Origin of the sequence: Bacillus sp. S2(2024) (genome assembly GCF_050474045.1) — a bacterium.
Taxonomy (GTDB): Bacteria; Bacillota; Bacilli; order Bacillales; family Bacillaceae_G; genus Bacillus_A; species Bacillus_A yunxiaonensis.
This window is the reverse complement of sequence record NZ_JBFLUS010000003.1, coordinates 3,859,679-3,872,959: the sequence shown is the minus strand read 5'-3', so window position 1 is coordinate 3,872,959 and position 13,281 is coordinate 3,859,679. Positions and strand designations below refer to the sequence as shown.

Below are 13,281 nucleotides of genomic sequence, written 5' to 3'. Positions count from 1 at the left end.
CTTCAGAAGAACTGAAGGAACTTTTCATTCACATAATCAATGTTATCGGAAGTCAATGTTGTCGTTAGTTCGGATTCGACTTTTGTATAGTTGACGAAATTTGATGAAAGAAATAATTCTCCAAGGTAAGATATATCCTAGCGCTACAGTTATAAATAGTGCTGCTATTGTCTCTGGACCTAGCCATTTTAAATAATCACGAAGTAAAAATCGGATAATAAATACGATGAGAAAGGCAATGATAAAGCCCTTGTTTCTTACAGCATAAATATGCTGATCGGATCGGAGTTCATAGTTAGTGGTCCAAATAAGTGGAATTGACAAAAGGAACCCAAAGATAGCTGCACAAACCCATTCCCAGGCAGCAGCATGTACATTTGGATTCAGGATTATGAAAAAACTAGGTAATAATAGAAATAATACGGGTAAAAGAAGACGGATGCCGTTTCCTTTAATCGGACGATACATTGCCCTAGTTCTACGCCATAAGACCAACGCAGCAACTATGATCACAATAGAGTAAAACGAAGAAGAATTCATAATCTCACCTCTATACATAGTGTATTTCAATTATTTTACGGGAATTATAGATGATTGAGTACCAGTATTCGTTTTAATTTGAAAAAGATAAAACTACTTTGTTAATATCATAGATAGAATTTCAGATTTAAACTCAAGTAATTCATAGTGAATATTAATGAGGAGTGGAAATAAAAGAATGGAACCTAAAATAATAAGTATTCCATCCAAAAAAATTGTTGGGATTAAGAGAGAAACAACTTTTGCAACAGATTCCGAAGTCACAAGAGAAATATGGAAAACATTTATGCCGTTAAGAAATCGTATTCCTCATAGAAGTAACTCTTGTTTCTTTTCTATAAAGGCGTTACATACTCCTTTAAATATGAATGATATAAACTATGCTTATGAAAAGTGGGCTGCTGTTGAAGTGGAAGATTTTGAAACGGAGACTTTTTCGGAATTGTCCACGCATACTTTAACAGGCGGCTTATATGCTGTTTTCATCCATCAAGGAACGGCATCTGATATGAGCACTTTCCAGTATATTTTTCAAGAATGGTTGCCGAATTCTAATTATAGTTTAGATGTAAGGGAGCATTTTGAAGTTATGGATGATCATTATCGTCCTGACGATGTAAACGCAAAAGAAGAGGTATGGATACCGATAAAATAAGTTATTAAATTGGAAACATGTACGAGAATAGAACTGATAAAGAGATAGGTGGGAGTAGTTCAATTCATCTATAGAAATCATTTTAGAATTTTCTTTTTTAATCTAATTACAAAAAGAACCTTAAAAAGGTTCTTTTTGCAGGGCATAAAATAAAACGGGGAGGGAGCTTACAATCACACAATGTCGGTGTGTAGGTCTGAAAATTCAGTCTATTTTAGGAGAAACATTCCCAACATCTATATGATTACATTTATAATAACAGTAGAATCATAAAAAAACAACAAAAAAACTGATTTTTTTTCTTTTTTCGACAATTTTATACATACGTTCCCAATTAACGGTCAGTAAGACTTTCAACTCAGGATTCAGAGAGAGGAGAGGAAGATAGGTAGGGGATAAAAAAGTTTTACTTTATGTATTAAGCATTTGCTCGCCATTCAAGAAAGTAATGTAGAATCATTTGTTGCAGCATATGAAACATAGCTAGAAGAAGAGTTCCTATTTGATATAAAAGCCAGAGATAGATAAGATGGAAATAAAGTAACACTAGTTACAAGTAAAGAAATAGGTCAGAAGTAAAAGAAGCTTATGTTAGTCTTCTATTCTGTGAAAGGAGAATATGATATGGAGAGAATGCCTAATTGGCTTATGCAAAGAGCTTTTTTAACACCGGAGCGCATCGCAATTGAAATGAAAGAAGGTACATATACGTTTTTACAACTTCATGAGAAAGTTCTTTCACTTTGTGAACATCTTGCTTGTTTACAAGTGCAAAAAGGGACAAAAGTGGCTGTTCTGATGAAAAATAGTATGGAGATGGTAATAACGATTCATGCCCTTTCTTATATGGGGGCAGTAGCCGTTTTATTGAATACACGTCTTTCAAGAGAAGAGCTACTTTGGCAAATGGAGGATGCAGAAGTTTCTTGTTTGCTTACGGATGAAGATTTCGAGGCAGAGCGAGTGCCCGTATACTTATTTACAGAAGTTGTAGCGTTGCCAAAACAAACAGCAACTGTGCAGAATGAATTTGCTTTGGAAGATACAATGACAATTATTTATACGTCAGGTACAACAGGAAAGCCAAAAGGCGTGATGCTTACGTACGGGAATCATTGGTGGAGTGCTGTTGGTTCTTCACTTAATTTAGGTCTTCGTGATGATGATTGTTGGTTAGCGTGTTTGCCGCTTTTCCATGTAGGCGGGTTATCGCTTTTAATGAAGAATATGATGTACGGTATGAGGGTGTTACTTGTTCCAAAGTATGATCCGGATTTTATTCATGAAGCGCTGCAAACAAGAGGAGTAACAATGATTTCGGTCGTATCTAAAATGCTGACAGATTTATTAGAAAAGCTCCAAGAGGGGACATATTCACAGTCTCTTCGCTGCGTATTACTTGGCGGAGGGCCAGCTCCCAGGCCTTTGTTAGAAACATGTGTCGCAAAAGGGATTCCAGTGTATCAAACTTACGGTATGACAGAAACATCTTCGCAAATTTGTACATTGGCTGCTGATTATATGTTAATGAAAGTTGGCTCGGCTGGAAAACCATTATTTCCATGTCAGCTTCGCATTGAACAAGATGGAAGAGAAGCTGCGGTAGGAACTGCCGGTGAAATTGTCGTGAAGGGACCGAATGTAACGGGTGGTTACTTTAAGCGTGAAGAGGCAACGAGAGAGAGTATTCGAGATGGATGGCTGCATACTGGTGATATTGGTTATTTCGATGAAGATGGCTTTCTTTATGTGCTAGATCGCCGCAGCGATTTAATTATTTCTGGCGGAGAGAACATATATCCAGCACAAATTGAGGAAGTATTGCTTGCACATCCCGCTGTTTTGGAAGTAGGAGTCGTTGGAGCAAGTGATGAGAGATGGGGACAAGTTCCTATCGCATTCGTTGTAAAATCAGAAGAGGTAACAGCAGAAGAATTGCTTGCTTTTTGTGAAGATAAACTTGCACGGTATAAAGTGCCAAAAGGCATTCATTTTCTTTCTGAACTGCCGCGCAATGCTTCAAAGAAATTACTGCGCCGCGAACTGCGTCAACTGTTGGAGGAAATGTAAATGCATATTACAAAGGCAATACTTTACGTAACAGAAATGCCGCTCGTTATTCCGTTTGCTGCAAGTTACGGAACGTATGAAAAGCGTGAAAGTATTGTAATTGAACTAATAGATGAAGAAGGACGAAACGGATGGGGAGAAGTGGTTGCTTTTTCTGAGCCGTGGTATACAGAAGAGACAGTGATAACAGCGTTTCATATGCTGCAAGATTTTTTGTTGCCAGTGCTATTTGAACATGATATTTCGCACCCTTCTGATATCACATCTCTTTTTCAGCATATAAAACGTAATAATATGGCCAAAGCAGGTATAGAGGGTGCATTATGGGATTTGTATGCAAAGCGCGAGAACCAATCGCTTGCTGCGCTGCTTGGCGGTATAAAACGAGAGATTGAGGTTGGCGTTGTCATTGGCCTTGATACAATTCCAAATATGCTAAAACGTATTGAAGCATATGCTGAGGAAGGGTATAAACGTTTTAAAGTGAAAATTAAACCAGATAATGATTATGCGATGCTTCATGAAATACGAAGAGCGTTTCCTGCTATTCCACTAATGGTAGATGCGAATTCTGCGTATACGTTAGATGATATGAAGCAATTGCAGAGATTGGATGAGTTTGATTTAATGATGATCGAACAGCCGCTAGCAGATAACGATTTTCTTGATCATGCCCGTTTGCAAAAGCAAATGGAAACACCGATTTGTTTAGATGAAAGTATTCATTGCTTAGAAGATGCAAGAGTGGCGATTACACTTGGGAGCTGCCGTATTATCAATATAAAGCCAGGGCGAGTTGGCGGATTAACAGAATCGATTTGCATTCACGATTATTGTCAGCAGCACAGTGTGCCTGTTTGGTGCGGAGGCATGGTAGAAATGGGAATTTCACGTGCACAAAATATTGCGCTCGCATCTCTTCCAAACTTCACAATTCCAGGCGATATTTCAGCTTCGAACAGGCATTGGGAACAAGATATTATCTCGCCAGAAGTAACGCTGCAAAATGGAAAAATTACAATTCCAGCGCAAGCTGGGTTTGGGTATATCATAAACCGGGCAAGACTAGAAGAGATAACGAAACAATGCATTGTATGTGAGAGGTGAGCATATGCAAAAGCATGAAAAGGAGCTGCGTCATATACAAAATCGTTTATTGGAAACACCATTTGTAAAAGTGGCGTACATCTTCGGATCTCATGCAAGAAAAGAGGCAATTCCTTCTTCAGATTATGATATAGCCATTGAGACAACAAATATTTCAATAGGTGAGTTTCAGTGGCTTTGGTTTCAACTGATGGAAGAGCTGGACGGAGCAGGAAAAGTAGATGCGGTTCATTTGAATACATTGTCGAATAGCGAACTGAAGCGCCATATTTTACGAGAAGGCAGGTTGTTTGCGCAGCGGATATGAAGATTTTGAAAGAGAAAAAGGCTCTCCTTTGCACGTAAGGGATGAGCCTTTTCATTTACTTTCAATAACTATGTAAAACATACATGTATATGATATACAAAAGGGATTTCACTTTTTAAATGAGAATATCTTAGTAAAAGAAAAAAATATATAAGTATTCTATTAAAAAAGTTGTGAATTGGGCTGTTTGGATACAGTAACATTAGAATTTGTTCATTTGAAATTTATAATAAGGGAGAATTTTAATAATGAACAAAGAGAATATGCAGTTTAAAGAAATACAGCAAGCAGATGCTACGGAAGACCTAAAATATAAAGAAAAAGTACCTTGGAAATTAGGTAGACACCTTAAAGATAAGCATAAAGAGAAGTTAAGTACATTAATAACAGATTATCATCAATGTATGTTTCATTTATTCAATGATAAGAGCGCTGATACAAAACAGGATTGAAGTATACAGGTTACTGATGACTTGGGTTATGTGCATGAAATGTTGTTCATATAAAGTAAATTTTCCATCAGTGGTCCCTCACTGATGGAAAGCCCTTACCAATCGGGCGCATGCCAGGGGTTATCCCCTACCTATCTTCCTTGTTTCTCTCTTAATCTTGAGGTGGGGTCTTACTGCCCGCAAATAGAGAGATAAATTTTTATAAAAATGTAAGATAATAAAGTGCATTTTCTAAATAATGACATAGTCATAGGGAATCAGATAGCATATAATGAGAAAGGATTTCAAGAAAAAAGTGAGGTGGAACTGTTTTATGAGTAATCCTAGCATAGGAGAGCCGGACATAGGACCGGCGTCAGAGGAAGTCATACAACTGAATATCCGAAGCGGATTACTACGTAAAAATAGTTACCGCTTTATATAAGCTTTGGAAAGATGACTTCCTCTATAAGAGAGGAGGTTTGTACAATGGTACAAAATATCTGGAAGCAAATTACAGGAAAAAAACAAGAAGCTACGAAAATCCAAGGTTTTGATATTGACTTAAACCAAGAAAATTTAACGCGTATTGATCGGCTTGTAGATCGCTACGAGTCAGAAATTCTTCGTCAACTTGACAGTGACTACACACAGCGTACAAAATGGGCAGACCGAATAGCTGATAAAATTGCCCAATTCGGGGGTAGCTGGAGATTCATTATCTGGTTTGCATGTTTTCTTGCTGGATGGATTATTTGGAATAGCCTATCTATTACAAAAGGAGCACACTTTGACGCACCGCCATTCATTTTATTGAACTTATGTTTATCTTTTATAGCAGCATTTCAAGCTCCTGTTATTATGATGAGCCAAAACCGGCAAGCAGCACGTGACAAACATGAATCTGTTATTGACTTTGCGATCAATTATAAAGCTGAGCAGGAGATTGATGATATGCAAAGTCATCTTCACCGTATGGAAGGTGAATTAACAGAAATTAAAGAGCTGTTGAAACAATTAAAAATAAAATAAAAATATAGCCTTTTAAAAGAGTAAAAAGCTGATCATTTACATAAGTAGATGATTAGCTTTTTTTATTTTATCCCGCTATTCGTGGGCAGTAAGACTCCCACTGATGGAAGTAATGCAGGAGCGATTATGAAACCAATCTTATTTGGAACATCATGACATACAATATGAGAACAAGCCTGATTTTGAAAAGAACAAGCTCTTATTCTCATTCGAAACATAGGATAAATGGAATCCAATTGAAAGGATCCCACAAATGAAGGACTTTTATTAAAGGAGGAAAAGAGCAATGGGTGAAAGTTGTGATCATGGACATGTGCATCGTCATCACGGCAATGGCTTTGCGATTTTAATCGTATTGTTTATTTTATTAATCATCATTGGTGCTAGCTGCTTCTGTGGCGGTGGCTACGGTGGCTACGGTGGCTACGGCGGCGGCTTTGGCTATGGCGGTTATGGTGGTTTTGGCTGCTAATAAGTTAAAAACTATTGAAAATAGCCTTGTGCAGAGCGCAAGGCTATTTTATTCACAGTTTAATATGTTGTGATAACTTTTGAATGTAAAATGAGCGAATTAGGAAAAAGAAAATGACTTCGACGATTCCAAAGAGGCTTAATACCAAAATGGCTTCTGCTGTTAAAGAGAAAGAGAGTGTACTTTGTATAAATTTAATTGCAAATATCGTATGAATAGAAGCAATCGTATAAGGAACAAAAAATAGTATTGCTAATTGAATTGTTGCTGAACGTATCATTTCAGACTTCATTAATCCAATTTTTGTAATCGTCTTATATTTTTCTGCTTCTCTCGTCAAATCAGTATACATACGGAAGTACAGAACGCTTCCTGCTCCGATGAAGAAAATAATTCCAAGAAATGTACCGGTGAAGAGGTAAGCAACATTCCATCGCTTCTCTGCATATAATTCATCACTGGCTGTATAAATATTAAAAGGGCTTTTCTTATCATGCATTGCTTGCTGATCCTGCTTTGGATGTAAACTATGTTCATCAGCGGTGGTCATACGTAGAATGCGTTTTGTCAGCGGAAGAGTATTTTCCCAATTATCCACCTGGAAATTATAAACCGTAATTGGTTCGAGGTGTGGAATTTCGTTGTTTACAGCTTCATCCGACAGTACGATAAGATATACCCAAGCATGTTGCGGTGCAAGTGGCTTCTTTGCTATTTCTTTTATATAAAATTGTTTTTTATTAGATTGTAACGTAATATTTTCTTGCTTAAGAAAAGGGTTTGTTAACAATTCTAATGTTACGGGCGAATATCTTGGAAGCACATATGTTTCATTGTTAGCTAATTGAATTTGAGAACGATTTAGAAATTTAGCAAGAATATTATAGTCGCTTTGTTTCATAATCCAAATATCTTCGTTAGCTGCCATATCTTTATATACAACTGATTTATGTTTTTGATATGTAAATTTGTCTGTCATTAATTCATTTTCGAGTGTTGTAATATGCTTCGTTTCGAATGGATTTCCTTCGTAAGATACGTAAGTAAATGGAAAAGGAAATGTTTCAATTATAGATGCCTTTGTGTGTTTATTAAGGGCATATAATGTTGTAATAATGGTAAAAGCAACTGCAGATAACACTGTTACAATGAAGAGCATATTAATATTGACACGAACTCTTGATGCCAAATCGGATATCCAAAGCATATTTGTTTTTTTCATATAAAAACGTCGTCTCTTTTTTAATATCCAAATGAACAGGAAGCTAGCTTGTGAGAATAGAAAGTATGTCCCAACTATAACAAGAGGAATAATGGCTAAGATAATGAGTACACCAACTCCATTTGTTAAGCTTTTTTCTGTTATATAACTTTGTGGATAAGCCGCAAAAATATAACCTGAAAGTAAACACAGTAAACTAAAAATTGAAATGACAATGGAAGGTAGTTTCTCCTTCTTTGTACGAATTTCTCCTTTTAGAAGATGAGTTACTTTCCTTGTTCGAATTAAAGCAGGTGTAAAGACTGATACAATAATAAAAAGGATGAGAAATGTCGTTATAGTTGTCCAAATTGCTTCTGATGGCCAATATAAATAAAGGCCGTTAACACCTGAAATCTTTGAGGTGATTAATAAGAAAAAGTTAGAAAATACAAGACCAACTTGAATGCCTATAAAAATAGAAAGCAATCCAATCAGCATATTTTCTAAAAAAATAAGTCGTTTCAGTTGTCTGTTTGAAATACCTAAAATTGTTAAAATGCCAAACTGCTTATTACGTACTTTTAAAAACGCCCCGACGGAGTACAACAAAAAGAAAAAAGAAAACATTACAATTACAAATTGGGTAAAGCCAACTAAATTCATAAGAGGTCCGGTATCTTTATAGTCTCCTATATTTTGCAGGCGTGGATGATACCGATACACAGCAAATGAAAAGAAGACCGTAATGGAAAAAGAACTACTTAAAAAATAAGCAAAATAAGCTCTTGAATTACGGACGACATTTCTAAATGCAAATTGCCAAAACTTCATCCACGTCTTCCTCCTAGCAATGCTAATACATCTAATATTTCTTGATAGAACCTTTCACGGTGTAGACCGCGGTGCAGTTCATTGTAAAGTTCACCATCTTTAATAAAAATAACGCGGCTACAATAACTAGCTGCAAATGGGTCATGTGTCACCATTAAAATAGTAGCTCGTTCCTCTGTATTTAACTTCGTAAATAGCTCCATTACATCGATAGCTGCTTTAGAATCTAAGTTTCCTGTCGGTTCATCAGCAAGCAATAGAGCTGGCTGATGAATAACAGCACGGGCTATTGCTGTACGCTGTGCTTGTCCTCCTGAAATTTCAAAAATTCGTTTATTTAAAATGTGATTGATTCCGAGTTTGTTTGAAATTATATCTAGTTTTTCATCCATTTCAGAAAGCGGGACATTATCTAACGTTAATGGCAGAACGATGTTTTCTCCAATTGTTAACGTATCTAATAAATTAAAGCTTTGAAATACAAATCCTAATTCTTGCCGGCGAAACACAGCTAATTTTTCATTGCGAAACGTATGCGGTTGTTTTCCATTCATAAATACTTCTCCTGATGTAGGAGAATCAATTGTTGAAATGACATTTAATAAAGTTGATTTGCCGCTCCCCGACGGACCCATAATGGCAACAAATTCGCCTTTAACCACATGTAAATTAATATTTTTTAGAGCAGTATGAGGGACTTTTCCCTCATATACTTTCGATACATTTTTTATGTGTAGTACTTCGTCCATATATAAATCACCTTTCTAACTATGCTTATCTTTCATCTCACTATTCGCGGGCAGTAAGACCCTTACTTCAAGATTGGGAGAGAAGCGTTGTCCAGCTCTTGCGGCTAGAATCTCCGATCGTTTCGCTCCCTTAGACGAGGCAAAAGCGACTCTCTGCTTTGGGCGAGCCGCTTCCGCTTTTCTACAGAAGATAGGTGGAGGACCACTGATGGAAGTTTCACTTTATTACAATTTCATATGCTGTGATTACTTTTGCACATATAGTGAACGAATGAATGGGAAAAAGAGGGTTACCCTTCATACTCTTTTGCTTTGTTCATTACGGCGTTATGGAAAATAATTTTAATACTTGTCCCTTTTCCAACTTCAGAGTCTAGTTTGACAGAATGACCTAAATAAGAACAAATTTTGCTAACAATATATAACCCCATACCAGTAGATTCTCCAAATGCGCGCCCATTTTTTCCAGTATAAAACGGTTCAAACACACGGCGAATATCTTCTTCTGGAATACCGACACCTTCATCCCGAACTTCAAAAACAATATCTTTTCCGCTTTGGGAAGCAGATAAAAATACTTTTTTTCCTCTTTCTCCTGAATAGCGCACAGCATTTGTCATTAATTGATAAATAATAAATTTTAACCACTTTGCATCAGAAGCAACCATTAAATCAGAATGTACTTCTAGAACAGGAAAGACACCGCTTCTAATAAACAGTTCTTTTAAGCTGTTTATATTTTTCGTTACCGCATCTTTTAATGAAATGGTTTCCACGTGGAAATCTTCATGGAAGTTCGTTAACCGGGCCATATATAATGCCATATCCAGCCCTTGATTTAATCTTTCTAGTTCTTTTTTAAATTTTGGAATAAGGTGTTCGTCTTCCATTTCAAGTGCCATCAGCTGCATAACAGAAACAGGTGTCTTCATTTGATGAACCCATTGATTAATAAACATTTGATGTTCTTGCTGTTTGACTTCATATGTTTGCAATTCTTTCTGAAATAGACGATATTGTGTACGAACAAGTTCATTTACGCCATGCGGCATAGGAGCATTTGCTCGTTCGATGAATGCATCTTCCATTCTTTCAGGTGGTTCACTTAATCTTTTATACAATCTGCGATTCCGAACGTAGCGGTAAGTAAGAAAACAGATGAATAGATACATACTTAGCACAATAAAATAAAATTTATTGTTTTGAAATCCATCAACGGCATCATACAAAGCGAAGATGACGACAAAGTTTACAATATAAAGAAGTAAAAAACTAACGTGATCACGTAAAAATAACTTCATGATCTATTCACTCCAAGTTGTGTTAAAGCGATAACCTAAACCGCGTACTGTTTCAATAGCATTTTCAATTCCAAGTTCAGTGAATTTTTTCCGAAGGCGCGTAATATTTACGTTTAATGTATTTTCCTCGACAAAGCTTTCATCATCCCAAAGTGCAGATAATAAGTCTTCACGGCTTGCTGTACGAGGATATTTTGAAAGGAGCATTTCTGCTAGAATTGCTTCTTTCTTTGTTAGTAATACTTGCTCATTTCTAAAATGAAGCTCTGGTCGTTCGGGATATAGTTTTAATCCTTCCACTTCAACAATACGTTCTGACATACTTGGTGCATAGTCACCGTAAATGCGGCGCAATTGCCCTTTAATCTTTGCCATTACTACATCATAGTGAAATGGCTTTGTAATATAATCATCAGCACCGCTTTCAATCGCCATAATTTGCTCCATTTCACCAGCGCGAGCTGAAATGAAAACAATTGGGCAAGTGGATTCGTGACGAATTTGACGGCACCAGTAGAAACCATCAAATTTCGGTAAATTTACATCTAATAAAACAAGGTGTGGTTTTACATTGTTAAATGAAATCATAATATCATCAAAGTTATCAGCAACAACTGCTTCGTAACCGTATTTTTGAATGTGGGATTGTAGTAAAGATGAAATATTCGGATCGTCCTCTACAATTAAAATTTTGTACATATGGAAACTCCTCCTCTAACTTTGTATATGTATAGTGTAACATGTGTTTTCTCCGTTTTCATTATGTCAAAATCATGCCTATTATACACCGTGGATAAAATTGACAAATCCTAAAGATAAATTTAACATTTAGATAAATATCTAAATGTCTAATTGATGAAAGGAAGAAGGATATTGAACCAAGCATTTAAAGCGTTGGCAGATCCGACAAGGCGCAAAATTTTAGATCTCTTAAAAGAAGGAGACTTAACAGCTGGAGAAATTGCAGAGCATTTTAATATGACAAAGCCGAGTATATCGCATCACCTAAATGCACTCAAAAACGCAGATCTCATTCAAGATGAAAAAAGAGGCCAGTTTGTAGTGTATTCATTAAACACGACTGTGTTTCAAGATTTATTAACTTGGGTTTTTACGTTTACGGGTAGAGGGGGAGATGGGAAGTGAGGAAGCATATCGTTCCATGGCTCTTAATTTTTACAATTGCAATAGGATGGTATATTGCTTGGCCGCATTTACCAGAGCAAATTCCAAGGCATTACAATGTAGAAGGAGAAGTAGATGGATATTTTTCTAAAATAAGTGCTATGTTTTTTTCAATGGGAAGTATGATATGTTTCTATATTGTCTGGATTTTGATAAGAAGAATTGATTTAACAAAGGGAGAGTATAAATATTTTGCTAAGGCTCTTTCAAAGATTAATTATATGATTCTGATCACTATATTTGGCTCTAATTTATTAGGTATACTTCATTCAGTAGGCTATGATGTGAAAGGTTCCGTAATGGTCAATTTTGCACTTGGTACGCTATCTATTATATTAGGGAACTACATGCAACAAACGAAACCAAATTATTTAATTGGGATTCGCACGTCTTGGACATTAGAGAATGCAGAAGTATGGCGCAAAACCCATCGATTTGCTTCGAAAACAATGGTAATCGCAGGCTTCTTTGTATATGCTGCCGCACTTTTGAAAGATCCTATTAATATATGTATTGGGACGGGTATTGTGTTATTAGGCGCTATTATTCCGACGGTAAAATCATATTCTATTTATAAAAGAGAAACTGGATTAGAAGGTAAATCATAAAAGTATGGTAGAAGGGAAGAAATGAAATGAAGAAACACATTTTTGCCATTATACTTATTAGCATAACAATATTTGCTTGGATTATCTCTTGGCCCCACCTTCCTAATACAATCGCTACGCATTGGAGCGGCGGCACTCCAGATGGTTATTCTTCTAAGTTAACTGGAATGTTATCGGTGGTTGGGATTATGATTGGAACTTATATATTACTCAATGTTGTTCCAAATATTGATCTGAAGAAAGAGCATTATAAAAAATTCTCGAAAGGTTTTAATATGATCACGTATAGTATCCTCGTTGTATTGTTTATTGGGAACATGGATATTATTGCAACTGGATTAGGCTATGATTTACCAATAAATCGTTTTTCAGAATTGATTGTTGGTATTTTATTTTTAGTGATAGGCAACTATTTACCACAATGTAAGCCGAATTTCTTTGTTGGCATTCGTACTCCATGGACATTAAGCAATGAAGAAGTATGGCGCAAAACCCATCGTTTTAGCGGGAAATTATTTATTATTTTAGGGATTATCATGTGTATTAGTGTTTTTGCCCCTGCTGCTTGGAGAACATCGATTGTACTGACTGTCGTTTTGGTTGGAGTGGTAATCACCATGTTATATTCTTATTTTGCTTATAAGAAAGAGATGAAAATATAAAGAAAAAGAATCAATTTCTAGTGGTTTAGAACCAAATACGGTTGCGGAAGTAATTTACTTTGTATTTAATCAGCCTCAAAGTGCAAATATGAGAGACCAGCAAAGCAACAAGCATAAGGTTAGAAAA

At 36.1% G+C, this 13,281-nt stretch carries 15 protein-coding genes; 10 read left to right on the top strand and 5 right to left on the bottom strand.

Annotation, left to right across the window (positions count from 1 at the left end; translation table 11 throughout):
- Positions 1 to 42: 42 nt before the first annotated feature.
- Entirely contained in the window at positions 43 to 540 is a 498-nt protein-coding gene (locus AB1284_RS19635) for a CcdC protein domain-containing protein (protein ID WP_429753352.1), read from the bottom strand.
- 178 nt (positions 541 to 718) lie between these two features.
- Here AB1284_RS19635 and AB1284_RS19630 point away from each other — a divergent pair, with 178 nt between their 5' ends.
- From AB1284_RS19630 to AB1284_RS19600, 7 genes are all read left to right on the top strand, one after another.
- On the top strand, positions 719 to 1,195 hold the full coding sequence (locus AB1284_RS19630; protein ID WP_429753353.1) for a GyrI-like domain-containing protein: 477 nt from the start codon (positions 719 to 721) through the stop codon (positions 1,193 to 1,195).
- Positions 1,196 to 1,819: 624 nt separating this feature from the next.
- A complete protein-coding gene (locus AB1284_RS19625; protein WP_429753354.1) occupies positions 1,820 to 3,265 on the top strand; it encodes an o-succinylbenzoate--CoA ligase in 1,446 nt (481 codons plus the stop codon).
- On the top strand, positions 3,266 to 4,372 hold the full coding sequence (gene menC, locus AB1284_RS19620) for an o-succinylbenzoate synthase (RefSeq protein WP_429753355.1): 1,107 nt from the start codon (positions 3,266 to 3,268) through the stop codon (positions 4,370 to 4,372). It abuts the gene before it with no gap.
- A gap of 4 nt (positions 4,373 to 4,376) precedes the next feature.
- The gene (locus AB1284_RS19615) at positions 4,377 to 4,679 is read left to right on the top strand and encodes a nucleotidyltransferase family protein (RefSeq protein ID WP_429753356.1); all 303 of its coding nucleotides are present in this window, start codon (positions 4,377 to 4,379) and stop codon (positions 4,677 to 4,679) included.
- A gap of 248 nt (positions 4,680 to 4,927) precedes the next feature.
- The gene (locus AB1284_RS19610) at positions 4,928 to 5,131 is read left to right on the top strand and encodes a hypothetical protein (protein WP_429753357.1); all 204 of its coding nucleotides are present in this window, start codon (positions 4,928 to 4,930) and stop codon (positions 5,129 to 5,131) included.
- A 468-nt stretch (positions 5,132 to 5,599) separates the two neighbouring features.
- A complete protein-coding gene (locus AB1284_RS19605) occupies positions 5,600 to 6,142 on the top strand; it encodes a DUF1003 domain-containing protein (protein WP_429753358.1) in 543 nt (180 codons plus the stop codon).
- A gap of 286 nt (positions 6,143 to 6,428) precedes the next feature.
- A complete protein-coding gene (locus AB1284_RS19600) occupies positions 6,429 to 6,614 on the top strand; it encodes a YjcZ family sporulation protein (RefSeq protein WP_429753359.1) in 186 nt (61 codons plus the stop codon).
- 52 nt (positions 6,615 to 6,666) lie between these two features.
- Here AB1284_RS19600 and AB1284_RS19595 read toward each other — a convergent pair whose 3' ends face one another.
- The 4 genes from AB1284_RS19595 to AB1284_RS19580 all read right to left on the bottom strand — a co-directional run bounded on the left by AB1284_RS19595 (position 6,667) and on the right by AB1284_RS19580 (position 11,398).
- Positions 6,667 to 8,649: an FtsX-like permease family protein gene (locus AB1284_RS19595; RefSeq protein WP_429753360.1), complete on the bottom strand. Its 1,983-nt coding sequence runs from the start codon at positions 8,647 to 8,649 to the stop codon at positions 6,667 to 6,669.
- Entirely contained in the window at positions 8,646 to 9,398 is a 753-nt protein-coding gene (locus AB1284_RS19590) for an ABC transporter ATP-binding protein (RefSeq protein ID WP_429753361.1), read from the bottom strand. Before AB1284_RS19590 ends, AB1284_RS19595 begins: the two co-directional genes overlap by 4 nt.
- Positions 9,399 to 9,688: 290 nt before the next feature.
- Entirely contained in the window at positions 9,689 to 10,699 is a 1,011-nt protein-coding gene (locus tag AB1284_RS19585; RefSeq protein WP_429753362.1) for a sensor histidine kinase, read from the bottom strand.
- 3 nt (positions 10,700 to 10,702) lie between these two features.
- Entirely contained in the window at positions 10,703 to 11,398 is a 696-nt protein-coding gene (locus tag AB1284_RS19580; RefSeq protein ID WP_429753363.1) for a response regulator transcription factor, read from the bottom strand.
- A gap of 174 nt (positions 11,399 to 11,572) precedes the next feature.
- Here AB1284_RS19580 and AB1284_RS19575 point away from each other — a divergent pair, with 174 nt between their 5' ends.
- The 3 genes from AB1284_RS19575 to AB1284_RS19565 are packed head-to-tail and all read left to right on the top strand — an operon-like array spanning position 11,573 to position 13,154.
- A complete protein-coding gene (locus tag AB1284_RS19575; RefSeq protein ID WP_429753364.1) occupies positions 11,573 to 11,845 on the top strand; it encodes an autorepressor SdpR family transcription factor in 273 nt (90 codons plus the stop codon).
- Entirely contained in the window at positions 11,842 to 12,492 is a 651-nt protein-coding gene (locus AB1284_RS19570) for an SdpI family protein (protein ID WP_429753365.1), read from the top strand. Before AB1284_RS19575 ends, AB1284_RS19570 begins: the two co-directional genes overlap by 4 nt.
- Positions 12,493 to 12,518: 26 nt before the next feature.
- Positions 12,519 to 13,154 carry an SdpI family protein gene (locus AB1284_RS19565; protein ID WP_429753366.1) on the top strand — a complete coding sequence of 212 codons (636 nt, stop codon included), beginning with the start codon at positions 12,519 to 12,521 and terminating at the stop codon, positions 13,152 to 13,154.
- The last annotated feature ends 127 nt before the right edge of the window (positions 13,155 to 13,281 follow it).

Coding starts and splice junctions, on each gene's coding strand:
- AB1284_RS19635 (WP_429753352.1), bottom strand. CDS start 540: ATGAATTCTTCTTCGTTTTACTCTATTGTGATCATAGTTGCTGCGTTG.
- AB1284_RS19630 (WP_429753353.1), top strand. CDS start 719: ATGGAACCTAAAATAATAAGTATTCCATCCAAAAAAATTGTTGGGATT.
- AB1284_RS19625 (WP_429753354.1), top strand. CDS start 1,820: ATGGAGAGAATGCCTAATTGGCTTATGCAAAGAGCTTTTTTAACACCG.
- menC (WP_429753355.1), top strand. CDS start 3,266: ATGCATATTACAAAGGCAATACTTTACGTAACAGAAATGCCGCTCGTT.
- AB1284_RS19615 (WP_429753356.1), top strand. CDS start 4,377: ATGCAAAAGCATGAAAAGGAGCTGCGTCATATACAAAATCGTTTATTG.
- AB1284_RS19610 (WP_429753357.1), top strand. CDS start 4,928: ATGAACAAAGAGAATATGCAGTTTAAAGAAATACAGCAAGCAGATGCT.
- AB1284_RS19605 (WP_429753358.1), top strand. CDS start 5,600: ATGGTACAAAATATCTGGAAGCAAATTACAGGAAAAAAACAAGAAGCT.
- AB1284_RS19600 (WP_429753359.1), top strand. CDS start 6,429: ATGGGTGAAAGTTGTGATCATGGACATGTGCATCGTCATCACGGCAAT.
- AB1284_RS19595 (WP_429753360.1), bottom strand. CDS start 8,649: ATGAAGTTTTGGCAATTTGCATTTAGAAATGTCGTCCGTAATTCAAGA.
- AB1284_RS19590 (WP_429753361.1), bottom strand. CDS start 9,398: ATGGACGAAGTACTACACATAAAAAATGTATCGAAAGTATATGAGGGA.
- AB1284_RS19585 (WP_429753362.1), bottom strand. CDS start 10,699: ATGAAGTTATTTTTACGTGATCACGTTAGTTTTTTACTTCTTTATATT.
- AB1284_RS19580 (WP_429753363.1), bottom strand. CDS start 11,398: ATGTACAAAATTTTAATTGTAGAGGACGATCCGAATATTTCATCTTTA.
- AB1284_RS19565 (WP_429753366.1), top strand. CDS start 12,519: ATGAAGAAACACATTTTTGCCATTATACTTATTAGCATAACAATATTT.